Genomic DNA, 19,618 nt, shown 5'->3' with positions numbered 1-19,618 from the left:
GACAGCGTCCAAGGTCGCGTAGAGCGCGGCCGGCTCGGCGCTGACGCAGCTGCGCCGGCATGCATCGAGCGCGCGCGGGCGTCTGATCGCATCGGATCATCGCGCCTCGTGGGAGGTTGTGATCGGCGCGTCGGGCAGCCTGAGTCGAGCCCAGCCGGAGCCGCAAGGTGCGCCTCCGGCTAGATTTGCGCCGCCTTTAGAGCGCCTTCACTAGAATCGTAGTCGCACCCCGCCCGTGAACGTGCGTCCCACGACGTCGTAGACTCGCGTCTGCGTGTCGAGGATCGAGGCCGGCGCGGGACTGTCGCCGGTGTAGATCGGTGCGTCCTTGTCGAAGAGGTTGCGCACGTTGACGAACAGTTCCGCGTCCGCCCCGCCGACCTTCATCCGGCGCGAGACCGTGACGTGGGTGTAGAGCACCTTGGGTAGATCAGGGTTCGCATAAACAAACAGCGGCCCCCACGAGACCTTTCCGATCAACTCCTCCTGCAGGAACAGCGACCAGTCGCCAATCTGATAGTCGAGCGCCAAGTTGCCGCGCACCTTGGGGAGGAAGTGAGTGTCCGTCTTCCCCGCGTACTGGATGCTTGGCGTCGTGGGGGAATCCTGCGTCTTGAAACTCTTCAGATAGGTCACCGCCAGCGAGGCGTTCAGGACGCCCTCGCCAATCTCGGTTCGGTAGCTCGAGGCGATGTCGATGCCACGCGTCTGGAACTTGGAGAGGTTGATCGGCACCGTTCGGATGCTGAGCGGGAAGTTGGCGGGCGTCCGATCGGCGAACGGCAGCGGACGCTTGATCAGGTCGCAGACCGAGGATGTTCCCCCGCTCAGCTCGCAGGTGGCGACGATGTTGGCCGTCGTCAGCGAGAAGATCGCGTCATTGATCTTGATGTCATAGTAGTCCACCGACAGGCGGAAGCCCGGAAGGAACCGGGGCTGCAGCACGACGCCGTAGGTCAGCGTGTCAGCCTTTTCTGGACGCAGGTCCGGGTTGCCGCCACCGATGATGGTCAGTAGGCCGGACGTGGCCGCGGTGTGTTGGTCGGTGAAGCCCGCCTGGTTCTGCGTTGGCCCCAGGAACAGTTCCTGAAGGTTCGGCGCGCGGATGTCGCGCGAGCGTGTCAGGCGGAAGCGCACATCCTCGATCGGCGACCAGCTGAAGCCGCCCTTCCAGGTCGTCACGGGACCGCTCGTGCTGTAGTCGGTGTAGCGCACGGCGCCGTTGAGCTCGAGCGCCTTCGCAAACGCCATGTCCTTGGCGAGAGGGATGGCGATCTCAGCGAAGCCTTCCTTCACGTTCACGGACCCGTCGGCGACACCGACATTGTTGAAGAAGAACCGCGCCGGCTGTGCGGTGATCGCTCTCAGGCCGGTGATGTCGTAGAGGATGCTCGGGTCTGAGTTGCTGCGCAGATCCAGCGTGTTGCGACGGAACTCAAACCCGGCGGCGGCCGAGACCGGACCCGCCCATAGGTCGAACAGGTCTCCGGAAATGTCGGCCGTGATGATGTCGCTACGGTTCTTCGTCTTATAGACGGAGTTGCCGGTGATGTAGTCGAAGGCGGCCGGCGAGATTTCGTCGCCGAACACCGAAAATGGCACGCAACCGGCGTAGCGGGCGCGGACGGCGGGATCCGGACTCAGCGTGGGCGCGCAGACGATCCTGCCGCTGGAGTCCCGCACAGCATCGGACGCCGCCGCGAAGTTCGTGGCGACAATCATCTTGTTGTAGAAGCCCCGCAGATCCGACTGGCCGTGCTGATAGCGCAGCCGCCAGGCGAACCGGTCTACCTTGCCGTCCAGCCCGGCCCCGAGGTTGAAGTGTGTTAGGTCGGTGCCGGACTCCTGGCTTCCGATGCCCGTGTACTGACGGGAGAAGGTGAAGAAGGGCGTGTTCGAGGTCGTGAGCATCCCTTGCAGCGCCGCCGGCAGATAGGGATTGCCGCTGAAGATCCGCGTCCCGGTCGTGAACGGAGCATGGCCCAGGTTGTCGAGCGAGAACTTGGCGCCGCCGGCCTGTACAAACCCAGTCAGATCGCCGCCGAAATCATGATTGATCCGCGCGAACACCGTCGCGTTGCGCGTATGCGGCGCCTGGGTCCAGTCGTCCGGCACAGTCGTCAGGTCGGACGTGCCACCGCCCGGCAGGGGATAGCGGCCACCTTGCTGCGTCGGCGGCACGACAAAGACGGCGGCCGAACCGGTGGGAAGCCCGCTGATCGCCGGGAGATGGTACTCGCCATTTCCGAAGATGACCGCGCCTCGGAACGGGCCCGACGTGGCGATCGCTTGCCATGGGACGACGTTCCAGACCGAATTGAGCACGGTGACACGCGGATTGGCCGCCGTTCCCGCCGCCGCCGTCGAGCCGACGACCTGGCCGGCCTGGAAACCATAAAGGTAGTACTGAGGTCGCTCATTGGCGCGAAAGCCCCAGTTCTCCACGTAGTTGGCGCTCGCCAGGATGTGAGTGCGCTCGCCGAGGTCGCGGCCATGGGTCAGCCCGAGATTGTAGTTCTCGTAGTCCCCCCGGCTCGAAACTCCGCCCTGGGCGGTGATCTTGGTTCCGGTGAAGGTCTTGTCGAGGATGAAGTTGACCACCCCGGCGACGGCGTCGGACCCGTAGACGGCCGACGCGCCGCCGGTCACGGTCTCGACCCGCTGGACCAGCATCTGCGGGATGATGTCTACATCGACCGTGCCGTCCTGGTAGGTCGGCGCGAAGCGCGTACCGTCCATCAGGACCAGGGTGCGGGTTCTGCCGAGCCCCCGCAGATTGAACACCGTGCCCGGGACAAGGCCGATGTTCTGGTGGGTTGTGTTGATCGACGTCGAGGTGTTGGCCATTTGCGGAAGTGTGGCCAAGGCCTCGAAGATCGTCCCGGGCGCAGCCTTCAGAAGCTGCTCTGCGGGGAGCGACGCGACGGGCGTGGGCGTGGCGTAGCCGTCGCGCTGGATGCGCGACCCCGTGACCACCACCTCCTCAATGACTTCGGCCTTGTCCGCTTCCGGCGCCGTCTCGGCTGCGTGGGCGCCGCTATGGATCGCGACTGTCGCCGTCGTGGCGAGCCAGACATGCCGCAGGCCGCGCAGGCGCGGATGGCGCAGATTCATGATCACCCCCTAATTTAAGAACGCTTGTTGTTATCGATTGATATCAACGAGCGTTGTCATGTGAGCCGAAGCGAACAAGTCCCCTTCCAAAGGGACGCGCGCCGCCGGCCGTGGGGGACGGAGGGGTCTGGTCTGATTAGGTCCGCTTCAGCGCAGAGAAAGGGACGTCGTAGAAGCGCGTACGTCGGGCTCTGGAGCGAGGCCTGCCTGCACGGCGACAGCCGCCCAATCGACGCCGGGCAGGAGGATCGCCAGCGTCTCCTGCAGCACCTGATCCAGGGTGCCCAGGTCGCGGGCGGCCTCTGGCCACATCCGCACGGTGGTGCGGAGCTGGGAGATGAAGGTCGTCAGGATGAGCATTCTGAGGTTGGGTGTCCTGCCCCCGGAGGCCCGAGCGGCGAGCGCTGTCATGTCGATGTACCAGGCGGACGCGCGATAGGCTTCGAACTGGCCGGACAGAATGCTGTCGTCGCCGTCTAGGAACACGCGGTTGACCAATGCGAGGTGGGCCGCTCGATCCCCCTCCGGCCGTTCCATCGATTGTCGGAGGTACCGATAGAGGACCACCTCGCTCTCGCCCCCCAGCTCGCGGACGCGAAGCTGTTCCTGGCCGATGCTGCGCGCCGCCGAGAGCGCGCATTGAACATAGAGGTCCCGCTTGTCGACGAAGAGCCGGTAGAGCGTCGGCAGGGCCACACCGGCCGCATCGGCGATCTCGCGTATCGACGGCTCGGCGTACCCCTTGTCCGCGAAGAGCTGTGTCGCCGCCGACATGATGGTCTGGGAGAGCTCGCCCCGGCTCCGTCGTCGCTGATAGGTCTTCGCCTTCCTGGCCAAAACGTCCCCTCTGCCCCCGCGGCCTCGCGAGACTAACGAAGCGCTGTCGTCTCGTCCCGGAAATGCCGACCGGCGTCTGGCCCTCACCGCGGACCGATCCTGGAACACCGTCCCTGCAGCGGCGGCGCCCATCGTCCGGTCCCTCACCCGGGGGACATCAATCGCAATCCCAACCCCTACCATGCAGCCCAATGGCTGGCCGCTTCCTGGCCGGATCCTGCCGCGCCGCGCGCGAAAGCGGGCTCCGCTTTGGAGGCGGCCCGGTAGGATTCTGGGAGGCTGATCGTGGTTCGATCCTATGGCTATGCGGCGATGTCTGCGAAGGGGCGGCTCGCCCCGTTCAGCTTTGAGCGTCGCGATCCCGGCCCGCATGATGTCGTGCTCGAGATCAAGTACTGCGGCATCTGCCACACCGACCTGAACGCCGTGGAAGACGCCTACGGTTGGCAGGCCTACCCGGTGGTGCCGGGCCACGAGATCGTCGGAAAGGTGGTCGCTGTCGGCGATCAGGTGAAAAAGCTGAAGCCGGGAGATTGGGCTGGCGTCGGCACCATTGTGGACAGCTGCCGCAAGTGCGGGCCCTGCTGTCAGGGTCTTGAGCCGCATTGCGAAGAAGGCATGACGCCCACCTACGGCGCGCCGGATCGCCAGGGTCGCATGACGTTCGGCGGCTACGCCAACAACTATGTGGTGGACGAACACTTCGCGCTGGTGGTCCCCGAAGGGCTTGATCCCGCCGGCGCCGCGCCGCTGCTCTGCGCCGGCATCACCACCTTCTCCCCGCTCCGGCGCGCCGGCGTCGGCCCTGGACACAAGGTGGGCGTCATCGGCCTGGGGGGGCTGGGGCATGTCGCCGTAAAGTTCGCTGCGGCCTTGGGCGCCAAAGTCGTGGTCTTCTCAACCTCTCCCGGCAAGACCGAAGACGCCAAGCGGCTCGGCGCGGAGGCGGCCGTGCTCTCGACCGACGCCGAGGCGATGGCCGCCCACCGGGGGTCGTTCGACTTCATCATCGATACCGTCTCGGGGACCCACGAACTCAATCCCTATATCGAGCTCTTGAAGCTCAACGGGACCGTTTGCCTGGTGGGGATGCCCACCACCATGCCGCTGGTGTCGCCCATGCTTCTGGCCATGGGGCGCCGGGTGGTCACCGGCTCGATGATCGGCGGCCTTGCTGAGACCCAGGAGATGCTGGACTTCGCGGCCGGCGCCGGGATCGCCGCGGACGTCGAGATGATCCGGATGGACCAAGTCGACGAGGCCTTTGCTCGCCTGGCCAAAGGCGATGTCCGCTATCGCTTTGTCATCGACATGGACTCGCTGAAGGCGCCCGCGTGAGCGCCCAGGACCCGGCGTCTCAGGACTCGGCACCTCTCCGCGCAACGGCTCCGGAACGCGCGGGGCGATACGCCTGGTACGTGCTCGGCGTCATGGTGCTGGTCTATGCTTGCAGCCTCATCGATCGCCAGATCCTGTCCATCCTGGCCGAGGACATCAAAGGCGACCTCGGGCTGACCGACGCCCAGCTGGGCTATCTGTTCGGCACGGCGTTCGCGATCTTCTACACCGTGTTCGGGATCCCCCTGGGCCGCTTGGCCGACAATTGGGTGCGGACCCGCCTCATGGCTGCGGGGCTCGGGCTGTGGTCGGCCATGACCATGCTCTCCGGCCTGGCGAGTTCTTTCCCCCAGCTCGCGGCGGCCCGGATCGGGGTCGGCGTCGGCGAGGCGAGCGCCTCGCCCGCCGCCTATTCGATCCTGGGCTCTACGTTTCCCAAGAACCGCCGCGCACTGGCGATCGCGATCTACTCGGCCGGATCCTACTTCGGAACCGGGATCAGCCTGCCTCTGGGCGGCTGGCTGTCGGACAGCTGGAACAACGCGCATGGAGCCGGCGCGGCGCCCTTTGCACTACATGGATGGCAGGTGGCGTTCCTCGCCGTGGGCGCACCGGGCGTGCTGTTGGCGCTCTGGGTGCTGAGTCTGCGCGAACCGGGTCGCTTCGCGGCCGACGGGACGCCGCAGCCGGTCGTGCGCCCCGGCGTCTGGCGGCTGTTCCTGGCCGACCTGATGTCAATCCTTCCGCCGTTCACCCTCATATCGGCGGCCCGGTTCAAAGGGGGACTTGTCCGCAACCTGGTCGCGTTAGGGCTGATTGCGGCCGCCGCCGCCCTACTGATCCGGCTGACCGGAGACGTCGGCCAATGGGTGACCTACGGCTTCGGCCTCTACGCAATTGTCTCCTGGGTGCAAACGCTCCGCCATCTGGATCCGCCGGCCTATGAACTTATGTGGAAGCGTCGCGTCTTCCCCTGGTGTGTGTTCGGGCTCGGCTGCGCGGGGATGACCTGGAACGTTTCCCTTCTGTGGGCGTCCCCCTACGCCATCCGCACCTTTGGCGTGAGCGCGTCCGAGATCGGCCCGCTCATCGGCCTGCCCGGCGCGGTCGCGGCCGTCCTCGGATCGATCTTCGGCGGCTTTCTCGCGGATCGCTGGCGCCAGCGCGATCACCGTGGCCGCCTGTTCGTCTGCATGATCGCCGCGGCCGTGCCCATCCCGCTCGTGCTTTTCATGTTCACCCGACAGGATCTGCAGAGCTATCTGCTCGTCGCGCCCCTCATCTACTTCTTCGCCAGCACCATTGTGGGCGGCGCGGTCACCGCGCTGCAGGACCTCGTCCTGCCGCGAATGTACGGGACGGTCGGAGCCCTCTATCTGGTCGGCAACACCATGGTCGCGATCTCCTTGGGGCCATATGTCAGCGGTAAGGTCTCGACGGTGACCGGATCGCTGCAGACCGGGGTCTTCGCCATGTTGATTGCACCGGTGATCGCCCTGATCGTTCTCTGGCAGGTGGGCCGGCGGATCGCGGCCGTGGAGCAAGAGAAGACGGCCTGGGCCGTGGCGGCCGGCGAACCGCCGGCCGCGAGCTGACCGTCCGGCGGTGGCGGTCGCCTAGGTCACGACGCCGGCGTCGCGATCATGCCGCGCACCCCGCCATCAACGACCAGCGTCTCACCCGTGACGTAGCTCGAGAGGTCGGACGCCAGGAAGAGAACCGCTCCGGCCACTTCCTTGGGCTCTCCGGGGCGCTTCAACGGCGTCGCCGACGAGATCCGCGCCCATTGATCTTCCGTCGGCCGCGAGACGCCCGAGTCGCGGATCCGGCCGGGAGCGACGACATTCACGCGGACGCCCGACGGGCCGAATTCGTCCGCCGCCGCCTGCACGAGCATCGTCAGCGCCGCCTTGGCCGTGCAGTAGAGCGCGACCCCGGGATGGTATCGCAGCCCGCCGAGTGAGCCGATGAAGATGAGCGAGCCTGACCCGGTCTTCGCGAGCATCGGCCCCGCGATTGAAATCGTCAGCCACGCATGGCGTAGCACCAGATCGAATTGCCGGTCGTAAGTTGCGTCGTCGGTCTCGGCGAGCTTACCGGGAACGGGTACGCCGACCACGTCGACCACCCCTTGGAAGTCGTCGCCCCACTCCGACTGAGCCCTGGCGAAGACCGCTTCCATGTCGGGACGGCGGGTGATGTCGGCCGCCATGGCGATCCCGCCGACTTCGTCCGCTGCCCGTTGCGCCGCCGCGAGCGCTTGATCGACGCAGAGCACCCGGGCCCCGGCCTGGGTCAGAGCGCGGCAGACCTCCCCGCCAATGCCTGCGCCTGTCCCAAGAACCACGAAACCGCGGCCTGCGAGATCCAGTCGCGCTCCGTAGTCGGTCTGCTGCTCCAACGCCATCGACGCTCTCCTTCGTCACGCCTACGACGCGACGGACTTGGCCGCCGCACCGGTTGTTGTTCGCGCCGCTACCAGGCCCGGCGCCGTGTGAATGTGGGGGCCGTGGCGGCCACGGCAGGCCTTCGGCCAAAAGCACGGTCCGCAGCCCAGAGGAACAGCGAGGCGAACACGCCCATGAGCACGGCGATCGCCAGCGCGCGCTGCAGCGCATCGCCCGCGTCCATCGCCCGCGCGAACCGGTCGCTGAGGACTCCCACGACGAGCGGCGCGCCGCCCAGTCCGATCAGACTGCCCGAGAACCCGGTGAAGCCTGACCCGGTGGCGCGCATCTGCGGGGGAAGGACGGTTTGAATGGCCGCCAGCACTGGGCCCAGGGTCGCGCCGCCCACGGCGCTGGCCAGCCCGATGAACACCAGGGCCAGGTAGGGTTCGGGCGCAAAGATCGCGAGCTCATACAGCGGCACAAACAGAAGCGATGCCAGGAGGGGCAGGCGCGTGAGCCATCGCAGGGAGCCCGCCGCCAAGCGGTTGGCCGCGATGCCGCCCAACACGGCGCCGACCGCCATACCAAGGCTCAGGGCGACCCCGAAGAACAGACCCACGGTCGTCTGATCCAGACCATGCTTGCGCATCAGGTAGGCGGGGAACCAGCCGATGACGCCGAACAATAGGAACGTAATGAACCCCGATGCCAGGATGAGGAACAGGAAGGCCTCGTTACCGGCCAAAGTCTTCAGGGTCGTGCGGAACGTCGCAGCCTCTCCGACCGCGGCCCCATCCGAGCCGCCCCGAGGAGGGTCGCGGAGCGTCAGGGTCAGCAGGACCAGGGGTAGGCCCAGCACCCCTGCGGCCACGAAAGCCCAGCGCCAGCCGAATTGGGCCCCGACGTAGCCGCCGATCAGCGATCCCAGAAGGACGCCAAGGAAGGATCCGGCGGTGAAGACGGCCAGCGCGAGGGGACGTTGGGCCGCCGGGAAGTAGTCGCCGATCATGGCGTTCGACGTCGGAATGGCGCTGGACTCGCCCACGCCGACCCCCATGCGGGCGAGGAAGAACTGCCAGAAGCCATGCGACGCCCCTGTCGCCGCGGTCATGGCGCTCCAGGCCAGGAGCGAGGCGGCGAGCACGAACTTGCGGTCGTAGAGATCCGAGAGGCGCGCGATGAACACGCCCGCTACCGCATAGAACAGGGCGAACGCAAAGCCCGTGAGGACGCCGATCTGGGTGTCGGTGAGGTGCATGTCCTGCCGGATCGACTCCAGCAGCACGCCCATGATGGACCTGTCTGCCATGTTCACGACGTTGAGCAGGAACAGGACCATGAGGGCGTATCGCAGGTATCCCCGCGAAAAGGACGCCTCCCTCGTGGGCCCGATACTCAGAACCCCGCTTCCCACCGTCGATGGCGGCAGATCAGGGTTACGACCTTGGCTCTGGGCCATTGCGTGCGTCCGGGCCGACGCCGGCCGCGGCGTCTATCCAACCATCGATGCGGCGCGATGCGCGCCGCCAACAAGTCCCCAACGGCCGGGACCAGTCCGAAAATCGGCGGTGAGCCGGCCGCGCCAGGCCCACCGCAGCCGGTGGCCTGGCGCTTACCGCTAGAAGCGAAGCTCGATCTGGGCGCCGACCCGACGGAACGAGTCGGGGCTGCGATAGGCGGTGTAGCCGCCCGGGTTGTTGACCCGGATCGGCGCCTCGCCGATCTGCGAAGCCCAGCGCTTGTCGAATAGGTTCTTGGCCCAGATCGAAACGCGCCACGGTCCATCTTGCGGTTCGATGCCGATTTCGCCGTCGAACAGGCCGAACGCTTTCTGCCGGGTGCCGGGGTCGCCGTTCGCGGCGTAGACAACGTCGTCCTGCCAGTTCCAGGACGCCTGGGCGAAGCCGTCAAAGCCTTCGATGAGGTTGGGTCGGCGGTAGTCCGCCGTCACCGAATACGTCCACTTCGGCGTGCCGTTGAGCCTGAGGCCCTTGGCGTTAAAGACGCGCTGCGGCGACCCCGGGGTCGGCGGACCGCACGGCGGCTCGGGCTGGCCAGCATAGCAGGCGACGCCGGCAAAGTCCTTGTAGTGGGCGTCGGTGAAGGCGCCGGCGAACGAAAGCGTCAGGTCTGGCGTCACCCGACCCTGCAGCTGCAGTTCCACCCCTTGGGTCTCCAGCCGGCCGGCGTTGCGCAGAACCGTGGCCAGGACATTCGGGTCGAAGACCTGTGCCTGGAAGTTCTTGAAATCACTGTGGTAGAGGTTCAGTGCAAACTGCATGCGCCGATCGAAGGCCGTGCCTTTGACCCCGGCCTCGTAGGTCATGGGAATCTCGGGCTCGATCACCACGCCGGTGGTGGTGCTCGTACCCGGACCCTTGTAGCCGCGCGCGATGCTCGCATAGACCATCACCTCCGGCGTGACCTGAAACTGAGGTCCGACGCGCCAGGAGATGTTGTCCTCGTCCAGCGCGCTCCTGAAGGTGCGCGGGGGGTTGAAGGGGATGCTGCCGGGGATGAGCGGTCCGGTGTCGAAGAGCAGCTCGAGGTCGTCGTGTGTGTAGCGCGCGCCCACGACGATGGAGAGCTGGTCGGTGAGATGGAGGTTGCCCTGTGCGAAGGCCGCGATGCTTTCGTTGCGGTTGTTCGTGTAGCTGGACAGGCTCACTAGCAGACGTTTCGGTGTCGGCTGCGTGGCGGGCGGCGTGAGGTTCTGCAGGTAGCCCGCCAGCGTCCCCGTATTGGTCAGCCAGCTGCGGAAATAATAGACGCCGGCCACGTAGTCGAAGCGACCGCCGGTGGGCGATGCGATCCGCAATTCCTCGGAGTAGTTCCGGTACGAGATCGGCGCGCCGCCGAAGCTCAGGTAGTCGAAGGCGTGCTGGTCGGCGTCGAAATGACCCAGGCGATGCGATTCCTGGTAACCGGTCACGGAGGTCAGCGTGTAGTCCCCGAGGTTGTAGTCAACGCTCAGGGAGGCGCCATAGATCTTCGCCTTGCCGGTCGGCTGGAAGTCATAGGCCGCGGTCTCGCTGCCGAGCCCTGTCTCCACACCGTAGGTGCTGTTCGACAGCGCCACGATGTAGCCTGGCGTGGCGTTGAGCCAGACCGGGGCGCAGCAGAAGTGCTTCGACCAGGAATAGTTGGCGGCGAACACCGCCTTCAGGTCGTCGTTCGGCCGCCAGAGCAGTTTCATCCGGGCGGACTTGATGTTCACCGGATCGACGGGCTGGCCATTGACCTGGTTGACGACGCTTTCCTTCAGATGGCGGAAGGAGCCGGTGACGCGGAGCGCCAGGCTGTCCGAGAGCGGCGCATTCAGGACGGCCTGGGCCTGGTAGTCCTCACGCTCGCCGTACGAAACCTTCAGCCGGCCGTTGTAGTCGGTCAGCTCAGGATCGCGGGTGGTGATGGAGATGACGCCGGCCGAGGCGTTCTTTCCGAACAGCATGCCCTGCGGGCCCCGGAGGATTTCAACGCGCTCCAGGTCGGTCAGGTCCTGGGCCGATGAGGGATCGGCCAGGACGACGCCGTCCAGCACGGTCGACACGCTCTGCTCGATGCCGGTCGAGAAGCTGCTCGTGCCCACGCCGCGGATGATGAAGCCCGAGGCCTGCGGACCGGTGCTCTGCCGGAAGTTCACGCTCGGATCGAGCACCCGCAGCTGCTGCAGCTCGTCCACCCGACGCTTCTCAAGGGTTTCGCCGCTGACGGCGGTGATCGCAAGCGGCACCTTGGAGACGTCCTCGGCGCGCTTCTGGGCCGTCACCACCACGGTCTCGACTTCGTAGGTCGAGCTCTCCGCTTCCTGGGCCATCGCCCCGCCGGCCGCCGAAATGCCCGACAGCAGGGAGGCCCCCGCCAACAGGAACACCTTGCGCATCATGACCCTACCCCTCCTCGTTCGTCACATGATTGTCGGATACCTAGCGGCGCGACCGCGCCTGCCCTGTCCCCATCGAGGGCGACAAGGCGCGGGCGCGCGCCCTGCTAGGGAGCGGCCTGCAGCCATGTCATCGGGGATCGGCTGACGCGGATCCCACAGCTACGGGAGCGGCGTCGCTGGCTAGTTTGGACATCATCATCGCGGGCTACGCCCGAACGCCGATGGGGGGCTTTCAAGGCGCGCTGTCGCCAGCCTCGGCCGTGGACCTGGGCGCCGCCGCCGTGCGCGCTGCGGTCGAGCGGTCTGAGGCCGAGCCGATGGACATCGAGCGGATCTACATGGGGTGCGTCCTGCCCGCTGGGCTAGGTCAGGCGCCAGCGCGCCAAGCCGCCCTCGCCGCAGGCCTGCCGCAAACCGTCGAGGCCACCACGGTCAACAAGATGTGCGGCTCGGGTATGCAGGCGACGATCCTGGCCGCGGAGGCGATTGCCGCGGGCAGCATCGACGTGGCCGTGGCCGGCGGCATGGAGAGCATGACCAATGCCCCCTATGCTCTGTCCAAGCACCGGGGCGGTGCGCGCATCGGTCACGACCGCATCATCGACACCATGATGATGGATGGGCTCGAGGATGCTTACGAGCCCGGGCGGCCGATGGGCGCCTTCGCGGAGGCGACCGCCCGCGCCTACCAGTTTTCGCGGGAGGACATGGACGCCTTCGCGCTCGAGAGCCTGAGGCGCGCCAACGCCGCGATCGAAACCGGAGCCTTCGCACGCGAGATCACGCCGGTCGTGGTGAGCGTGCGCGGTCGCCAGACCTCCGTCGAGATCGATGAGCAGCCGGGCAAGGCCGATCCCACGAAACTGCCGCGGCTCAAGCCGGCCTTTGCGGACGATGGCAAGATCACCGCGGCGTCGTCCGCCTCGATTTCGGACGGAGCCGCCGCCCTCGTCGTGGCCCGCGGCGCGACCGCCAAGCGGCTCGGCCTGCCGGTCGAAGCGCGGATTGTCGCCGCTGCGGCTCACGCCCAGGCGCCGGCCCTCTTCACGACCGCTCCGGTGCTGGCCATCCGCAAGGTGCTGCAGAAGGCGGGCTGGTCGGTGGCGGACGTCGACCTCTTCGAAATCAATGAGGCATTCTCGGCCGTCGCGATGATCGCCATGCGCGATCTCGACATTCCCCACGAACGGCTCAACGTGAACGGCGGCGCGACGGCGCTGGGTCATCCGATCGGCGCGAGCGGCGCGCGGATCGTCGCCACCCTGATCGGTGCGCTCAAGGCGCGCGGACTTCGGCGCGGCGTGGCGTCCCTCTGCATCGGCGGCGGCGAGGCCACGGCGCTCGCGCTCGAAGTCCTCTAGCGCCCGGCGCTGGGGTGTACGCGCGGGTCCTGCTCGTCAGCGACAGCACCCGGGAGGGTCTCGTCGCCCTGCACGAGGGTGCTCTTGTCGCCCGCAGCGCTGGGGCCGAGATTTTCCTGCTCATCGTCGAGCGCGAGCACCCCGCCCTGACGATCGCCGACGCCATCCACCCGCTTCCGGTGCGCGGCGTCGGCGAACCCCTGCTTGAGTCGGGCCTGGTTCGCCTTCGCGGGCTGGGCCTCAAGGCGCAAGGCGCGACCGCACAGGGCGAGCGCGCCAGGGTGATCGCTGACTATGCTCGCGCCTTCCGCGCCGACCTCGTCATGGTGGGCCGCCGCCGCCGGAGCCGCCTCGACCGCTGGTGGTGGGGCGACAGCGGCGCCGATCTGATCGATCGCCTCCCCTGTAGCGTCCTCATCTGCCGCAGCGTCGCCTCCAGCGCTACGCTGGATGCGCAGGGGGAGGCGTCCGCCGAGGTCGCGCCCGAGGGTACGCCGGCGACGCCTCCCGCCAGCTAGGCGACGCCCGCAGACTGCTTGGATCCGCCTTCCGCATCTGCGGCGAGCGCGGCGATGCGCGCCTCGCGCAGGCTCTGCCGCCGCACCTTGCCGGCGTCGTCGCGCAGTTGCTCACTGACGAACTCGAACGAGCGCGGGATCTTGTAGGTCACCAGCCGGTCCTTCACGAAGCTCACGAGGCCCTGATGATCGAGGCGGCCTTCCCATCCGGCCGCCGGCTTGACGATGGCATGGGCCGCCGCGCCCAGCTCCTCATGCGGCAGGCCGATGACGACGGCCATCTCGATGCCGGGATGCGCCATCAAGGCGCCCTCCACCTCGGCCGGGAAGATGTTCGCGCCGCCGGAGACGATCATATCGGTGCGCCGGTCGGCGATGTAGAGGAAGCCGTCTTCGTCCAGCCAGCCGTAGTCGCCCAGGGTTTCGTATCCGCCGGCGGCGGTGCGCGCCTCCGCGCCCACGTACTCATAGGTCGAGCCCTGGCCGCTGGCCGGAAGGGCGAAGATCTCGCCGACCTCGCCCTGCGGCAGTTCGCGGCCCTGGTCGTCGAGGATCTTGATCTTGTCCAGGTAGGGTCGGCCCACGGAGCCCCGGTGGGCCAGCCACTCGACGCCGTTGATGATCGTCGTGACGATGCCCTCAGTTCCCCCATAGAGTTCCCAGATCGTCTCTGGGCCCAGCCAGTCGATCCACTCTTGCTTGAGATCCGGCGGCATGGGGGCCGCCCAGTGCCAGACGGTCTTCAGGGACGAAACATCGTGGCGCAGCCTGACTTCCGGCGGGAGCCGCGATATCCGCATCATCATGGTGGGCACGAAGCTGGTCCACTCGATGCCGAACGCCTCGATCAGGCGCAGCGCCTCCTCCGGGTCGAACCGGCTCATACCCACAACCGAGTGGCCCTCAAACAGGGCCCGGAAATTCACCGTCACCGGCATGTTGTGGTAGACCGGCCCCGTCGCGAGGATCGGGCCCGACTCCGGAAAGCGGAGCGGCGGCGGCTTGTCGGTGTCGAAGGCGTTGGGGCCCGGCGCGACGATGATCTTCGGCAGCCCGGTCGAGCCTCCGGAGGACATCGCCTTCCAGCGCGGGACCACGATCTCCTCGTGGGCGCTGGACTTGGGATGGTCCAGGCCGAAGTCGCCGGGCTTCGCGCCGTATTCTGCGACCAGTTCGGGGTTCGAGGCGAGCACCAGCTTGGGCTTGGCCACCGCCACGATCGCGCGAAGCTCCGCCGCCGGAAGGCGATAGGACACGACGTGGGGCGTCGCGCCGATTTTCCAGAGCGCAAACATGGTCTCGTAGAAGGCCGAGCCGTTCGGCAGGGCGAGGGTGACCAGGTCTCCCACGCCGATACCGGCGTCCTTGAACGCCCAGGCGCGGCGGTTGGCGTGCAACTCCAGCTCGCCCCAGGTCACCACATCGTCGCCATGGCGGATCGCCCAGGCGTCCTCGCCCTGCCGGGCAGCCTGCATCGCGGGCACGCGGCCCAGGGGAATCAAAGGCATCGGATGTCGGCTTTCTTGCTGTCTACTTTGCCGGCGTCGCCGCGGCCTTGGGATCGCTCCAGGTCGCCTTGCCCTGCAGGGAGCCGGCGATGCCCGTCGGGTCGATGGGCACCCCGAAGAGGTCGACATTGTGGGCGTGGCTGAGCTGGTGCAGGGCGAAGCTGGTCTGCATGGCGTTGACGCGGCCTTGCGCGTCTTGCGCGCTGTTCACCGCTTCCTTGACCAGCTTGAGCACGAAGCTGTTCTTGCGGGCGATCTTCTCGGCGAGCTCAAGGGTGAACGCCTCGAGCTGGGCCGGCGCGACGACGTGGTTGACCATGCCCAACCGGTGCGCGTCCTGGGCCGTCACGAAGTCGGAGGTGAACAGCATCTCCTTGGCTTTGCGAACGCCCAGCTCCCAGGGGTGGTTGAAGTACTCGGCGCCGGCCACGCCGATCGCCACGGTGTTGTCGGCGAAGAGCGCGTCCTCCGCGGCGATGATCAGATCACACGGCCAGATCAGCATGAGGCCGCCGGCGATGGCCTTGCCCTGGACCTGAGCGATGGTCACCTTGGGCACGTTGCGCCAACGCTCAGAGAGGCCGAGGAACATCTCCTTCTCCACCGCCATGCGACCCTCGGCGCCTCGGCAGCCGAAGCCGCACCAGGTGCCGACCGGCTCGTAGGGCTCCATGTCGGCCACGAAGTCCTTCACCCGAAGGTCATGGCCCGCCGAGAAGTGCGGGCCGGCCGCCGCCAGGATGATCACCTTGACCTCATCGTCGCGCGAAGCGGCGTCGAACGCAGCGTTCAGCTCGTAGAGCATGGTCGCGTTCTGGGCGTTGCGCGTGTCCGGGCGGTTCAGGGTGATCCGCGCCACGCCCGGGAGGGGGCGATCGACGGCGATGGTTTCGAACGCGCTCGGCGCGGGGGTCTTCAGCATCGGCGTCTCCGTAGGGGACCGGGCGCCAGGGTCGGCCCCGCCCGTTGCCAGCTCAGCGGTCGGCCAGACTGGCGACCCGGCGGGGCTGCTCTCGGGGAGAACGGCAGGGGTCGTTGTCCGCGTCCGGACGCGCAGAAGCTGCGAGTGCGACAGGGCTAGCACGGCGCCCCGGCGCTCGATGTCACCGTCCATCGGGACAGACCTGCCCTTAGGTAAAGCGTATCTGATCCTCAAGCTCGGCCCGTCGGCTGGCTGCTGTACGCCGCGGCAATGCGTCCGCGGCCTATGCGGTCGCCGCCGGTTTGTGACCGAGGGTATTTGTATTAGAGTCGCAGACAGGGACACGAAGATCCGCGCGACAGGATGCGTTCGAAGACAGGACGCACCGATCGGGAGGAAACGATATGGCGTCGGCGCAAGTCTTTACTGGGCACACGGCGGAATTGCTGCGGGCTGGGTTGCCTCCATTGATCGAGTCGATTGGACAACGCGGCTTCGACTCGGCCCTCGTGAAGTCACTCCACCAGATCTGCGGCGCCGAACACGCCGCGGTCTATGCGCTCACCGCGGACAACCTGATGGGTGTCACGACCGCCAGTATCGATGGCAGCTCCGAAAACTACCGGAAGCTCGACCGCTACCTCGGCGCCGGCCTCTGGCGCAGGGACCCGACCTTCGCCGAGGCGCGGGCGCGGCTGGCGGACGCCGAGCGGGCCACGGTGCGAACGGATATTCGGGCGCTGCGTGACGAGACGCTGCGCGAAGACGTTTACGGCCGCCGTGGGATCAAGGATCGGGTGCTGATCTGCGCGCGGACGAAGGGCGCGATGATCGGGCTTGCCCTGTCGTCCTCGGACGCTGATTTCTCGGCGTCGGACCATCTTGCGTCGGTGGAGGAGAACGCGCCGCTGCTGTTCGCGGTCCTGGCCAAGCACATGGCCTTGGCGCAAGGCACGGTGGATGTCTCCTTCGCCCTGACATCCCTCGACGAGATCGAAGCGTGCATCTCGGCCCAGATGCCGAGCATGCCGCGTCGCGAGGCCGAGGTCTGCAGCCGCACCATTTATGGCGTGACCTCCCTGGGCATCGGTCTGGATCTGGGGATCAGCGTCGAGACGGTCATGACCTACAGGAAGCGCGCCTACGGTCGGCTCGGGATCGCCACGCAGCGCGAACTCTTCCTGTGGTACCTGGACGCCTGGAGCCGCTGGCCGGGCCGGACCATCCGCACCGCCCAGGCGCCTGGCGGCCGCGATGGATCGAGCCGCCAGCTCGCCCTCATGAACTGAGCGCCGTGGGCGCCAGCCGGCCGTCCTAGGCGGCCGGCGGAACGCCCGGGCCTCCGGCGAGGTGCGGGTAGTACATGCCGATCGTGCCGCCGCCATCCACCATGAGGTCGACACCCGTCACGAAGGACGCCGCGTCGCTCGCCAGGAAGCCGCAGGCGGCCGCCAGTTCAATGGGCTCGGCGATGCGCTGCAGGGGCATGCGCGTCATCCATGGGTGGGTCTTGGCGATCTCCGCCGCCGGACGCTGACGCGGGTTGAGCATCGGCGTGTTCACCGGTCCTGGGCAGATGGTGTTCACCCGCACGCCGTGCAGCCCCAGTTCCATCGCGGCCACCTTGGACATGCCGCGCACGGCCCACTTGCTGGCCGCATAGGCCCCCATGGAGTTGGCGCCCTGGGTCCCGTCGGCGGACGAGAAGTTGATGATGCTGCCGCGCCCTTGCTCGCGCATGACGCGGCCGGCGTGCTTCACGCCCAGGAAGACGCCGATCAGGTTGACGTCCAGCACCCGCTGGAAGTCGGCCTGGGGGAATTCGGTGATGGCGTTCATGACCGCGATGGCGGCGCAGTTCACCAGGACGTCCAGCGAGCCCCTCCAAGCGGTCGCCTCGCTGATCAGGGCTTCCCAGTTGGCCTCGTCCGTCACGTTCAGACGCTCGAACCGGGCGCGTTCCCCCAGCTCCGCGGCGACTGCGCGGCCTTCCTCCTCGAGGAGGTCGGCGATGACCACGTGTGCGCCCAGGCCGTGCAGCGTCCGGCTCACGGCCGCACCGATCCCACGGGCCCCGCCGCTCACCACGACGGTCCGGTCCTTCAGCGAGTAGAGGTCAGCGACGTCTTGGGGGGTCACGGTGGTTTGGCTCCGAAGTTCCAGTCCGTTCAGGCCGAGCGGCGCGTCGCGCCGGCGCGGGGTCGGCCGACGCGCGGGCCAGACCCGCGCGTCAGTTGCGTCCGCAAGCCTCAGTGTTTCCGCATGTGCTCGGGCAGCCGATCGTCAGGGATCGGGGCGTCATACTGGTCGGGCACGGCTTCGGTGATGCACACGCGCTGCAGGGTGCGCGTCTTACCCGGGACCAGGCCGCCGCGCGCGTGGTGCAGCGCCTGGTTCGACCAGACGATGAAGTCGCCGTTACGCCAGCGGTGCTGATAGATGTTTTCCGGCGCGTAGAGGTAGCTGTTCAGCTCGGCCAGGATGGCTTCGCTCTCGGCTTCGTCGACTTCCGGGATCAGCGTCGTGTTCTGCTGGGTGACATAGAGTGTCTCCCGCTTGGTGATCGGATCGACGCCGATCAGGGGGTGCGTCGCCTGCGGCGCCCCCGCCGGGTAGCCTTCCAGCCGCTGGCGTCCGCCGAGGCCCTCCTCGCTGGCGGCGAAGAGGTTGAGGCCGGTCAGGGTCGAAATCCGCTCGCGCAGTTGCGGAGGGAGCTTGTTGAGCGCGCGCACAGCGTTGGCGAAGCTCGTCCAGGTCTCCTCGTAGGGCACTTCAATCGCATGCAGCGAGATGCCGAGGGCCGGCACGGGCGTGTAGATGAAGTCGGAGTGGAACGACACGTCGGCGTCGCCGAGGATGCCGTCCTTGCGCGTATTCGAGACGTAGCCGACGGTGCGGAAGTCCTCGAGCACGGGGCCCAGGCGCGCGAGAATGCGACGCTGCTGATCCTGCGTCAGGTCCTGGTTGCGGAAGAGGAGGAACCCATGCTCCTCAAACAGCGCCTTCACCTCGTCGTCATGCTCAGGGGAGCGGAGGTCCAGGTCGACCTCGACCCCAATCGGTTCGATCGTCTTCAGCGCGGCAGACATCTCAGGTTCTCCAGACCAATGGCGGCCATGCGGCCGGCGAGTGACACGAGCTCGGAGCAACCCACCTGGGGTCGCCCTGCCCGCGGTGGCGGCGGGGTCGTCCGGAGACCGACCTGCGGGGCCAACTCCAGGCGTCGGATCTGCCCGAGCGACCGGCTTCGACCGGCTTCGGGCCCATCGGCGCTTGTCTCGCCGACCAGACCACCTCTGTTCCTGACTTAAGGGATCAGCCGCCGGGCATCTGTCCCTCCCGTCGGGGACGCCTGACTGTCGAAGTCCGCCGAGGTGGGATGAGCGAGTTCTTCAGCGAGGGCTCAGAGCCCCTTCACGATCCCTTCGACCATCTTCTTGGCGTCGGCGAAAAGCATCATCGTGTTGTCGCGGAAGAAGAGTTCGTTCTCGACGCCGGCGTAGCCCGCCGCCATGCCGCGCTTCACGAAGAGCACCGTGCGGGCCTTCTCCACGTCCAGCACCGGCATGCCGAAGATCGGCGAGGCCGGGTCGGTCTTGGCGGCGGGGTTGGTGACGTCGTTGGCGCCGATGACGAAGGCCACGTCGGCAGTCGCGAACTCGGAGTTGATGTCCTCCAGCTCGAACACTTCGTCGTACGGCACGTTGGCCTCGGCCAGCAGCACGTTCATGTGCCCGGGCATCC

At 67.3% G+C, this 19,618-nt stretch carries 15 protein-coding genes; 5 read left to right on the top strand and 10 right to left on the bottom strand.

All coding sequences use genetic code 11. The features are described 5' to 3' along the window. Nucleotides 1–210 precede the first annotated feature (210 nt). Together AX721_RS09990 and AX721_RS27890 are read right to left on the bottom strand one after the other, a co-directional pair. Complete coding sequence (locus AX721_RS09990; protein WP_156467108.1) at nt 211–3,114, bottom strand: TonB-dependent siderophore receptor; 2,904 nt, start codon at nt 3,112–3,114, stop codon at nt 211–213. 147 nt (nt 3,115–3,261) lie between these two features. Beyond that, complete coding sequence (locus tag AX721_RS27890; protein WP_068875867.1) at nt 3,262–3,951, bottom strand: TetR/AcrR family transcriptional regulator; 690 nt, start codon at nt 3,949–3,951, stop codon at nt 3,262–3,264. Nucleotides 3,952–4,236: 285 nt separating this feature from the next. Here AX721_RS27890 and AX721_RS09980 point away from each other — a divergent pair, with 285 nt between their 5' ends. Further along, nucleotides 4,237–5,289, top strand: coding sequence for an NAD(P)-dependent alcohol dehydrogenase (locus tag AX721_RS09980; RefSeq protein WP_156467106.1), 1,053 nt, complete (start codon nt 4,237–4,239; stop codon nt 5,287–5,289). Then, nucleotides 5,286–6,884: an MFS transporter gene (locus tag AX721_RS09975; protein ID WP_068875865.1), complete on the top strand. Its 1,599-nt coding sequence runs from the start codon at nt 5,286–5,288 to the stop codon at nt 6,882–6,884. The genes AX721_RS09980 and AX721_RS09975 overlap by 4 nt, the downstream gene beginning before the upstream one ends. A 26-nt stretch (nt 6,885–6,910) precedes the next feature. Here the strand turns inward: AX721_RS09975 and AX721_RS09970 are convergent, their stop codons facing one another. From AX721_RS09970 to AX721_RS09960, 3 genes are all read right to left on the bottom strand, one after another. Further along, nucleotides 6,911–7,696: an SDR family NAD(P)-dependent oxidoreductase gene (locus AX721_RS09970; protein ID WP_068875864.1), complete on the bottom strand. Its 786-nt coding sequence runs from the start codon at nt 7,694–7,696 to the stop codon at nt 6,911–6,913. Nucleotides 7,697–7,764: 68 nt separating this feature from the next. Then, a complete protein-coding gene (locus AX721_RS09965) occupies nt 7,765–9,018 on the bottom strand; it encodes an MFS transporter (protein ID WP_068875863.1) in 1,254 nt (417 codons plus the stop codon). Between the two features lie 279 nt (nt 9,019–9,297). Continuing rightward, nucleotides 9,298–11,565: a TonB-dependent receptor gene (locus tag AX721_RS09960; protein WP_068875862.1), complete on the bottom strand. Its 2,268-nt coding sequence runs from the start codon at nt 11,563–11,565 to the stop codon at nt 9,298–9,300. 185 nt (nt 11,566–11,750) lie between these two features. Between AX721_RS09960 and AX721_RS09955 the strand changes: the two genes are divergently transcribed. Further along, a complete protein-coding gene (locus AX721_RS09955; protein ID WP_369796656.1) occupies nt 11,751–12,926 on the top strand; it encodes an acetyl-CoA C-acyltransferase in 1,176 nt (391 codons plus the stop codon). A 14-nt stretch (nt 12,927–12,940) separates the two neighbouring features. Further along, nucleotides 12,941–13,444 carry a universal stress protein gene (locus AX721_RS09950; protein ID WP_068875861.1) on the top strand — a complete coding sequence of 168 codons (504 nt, stop codon included), beginning with the start codon at nt 12,941–12,943 and terminating at the stop codon, nt 13,442–13,444. Here the strand turns inward: AX721_RS09950 and AX721_RS09945 are convergent. Both AX721_RS09945 and AX721_RS09940 read right to left on the bottom strand, forming a co-directional pair. Then, nucleotides 13,441–14,952, bottom strand: a complete 1,512-nt coding sequence (locus tag AX721_RS09945) for an AMP-binding protein (RefSeq protein WP_068875860.1) — start codon at nt 14,950–14,952, stop codon at nt 13,441–13,443. The two genes, AX721_RS09950 and AX721_RS09945, sit on opposite strands and share 4 nt — an antisense overlap. Nucleotides 14,953–14,974: 22 nt before the next feature. Continuing rightward, complete coding sequence (locus AX721_RS09940; RefSeq protein WP_068875859.1) at nt 14,975–15,874, bottom strand: enoyl-CoA hydratase; 900 nt, start codon at nt 15,872–15,874, stop codon at nt 14,975–14,977. Nucleotides 15,875–16,278: 404 nt separating this feature from the next. Here AX721_RS09940 and AX721_RS09935 point away from each other — a divergent pair, with 404 nt between their 5' ends. Then, entirely contained in the window at nt 16,279–17,163 is an 885-nt protein-coding gene (locus AX721_RS09935; protein ID WP_156467104.1) for a hypothetical protein, read from the top strand. Between the two features lie 25 nt (nt 17,164–17,188). Here the strand turns inward: AX721_RS09935 and AX721_RS09930 are convergent, their stop codons facing one another. From AX721_RS09930 to AX721_RS09920, 3 genes are all read right to left on the bottom strand, one after another. Further along, nucleotides 17,189–18,013, bottom strand: coding sequence for an SDR family NAD(P)-dependent oxidoreductase (locus AX721_RS09930; protein ID WP_082765639.1), 825 nt, complete (start codon nt 18,011–18,013; stop codon nt 17,189–17,191). A gap of 110 nt (nt 18,014–18,123) precedes the next feature. Next, nucleotides 18,124–18,963: a TauD/TfdA family dioxygenase gene (locus AX721_RS09925; protein WP_068875857.1), complete on the bottom strand. Its 840-nt coding sequence runs from the start codon at nt 18,961–18,963 to the stop codon at nt 18,124–18,126. A 314-nt stretch (nt 18,964–19,277) separates the two neighbouring features. Beyond that, a partial coding sequence (locus tag AX721_RS09920) for an NAD(P)(+) transhydrogenase (Re/Si-specific) subunit beta (protein WP_068875856.1) occupies nt 19,278–19,618 on the bottom strand: 341 nt, incomplete at its 5' end.

Source organism: Phenylobacterium sp. CCH9-H3, assembly GCF_001557235.1.
Lineage (GTDB): Bacteria > Pseudomonadota > Alphaproteobacteria > Caulobacterales > Caulobacteraceae > Phenylobacterium.
The sequence above is the reverse complement of the archived record's forward strand: the minus strand, read 5'-3'. Positions and strand labels throughout refer to the sequence as shown.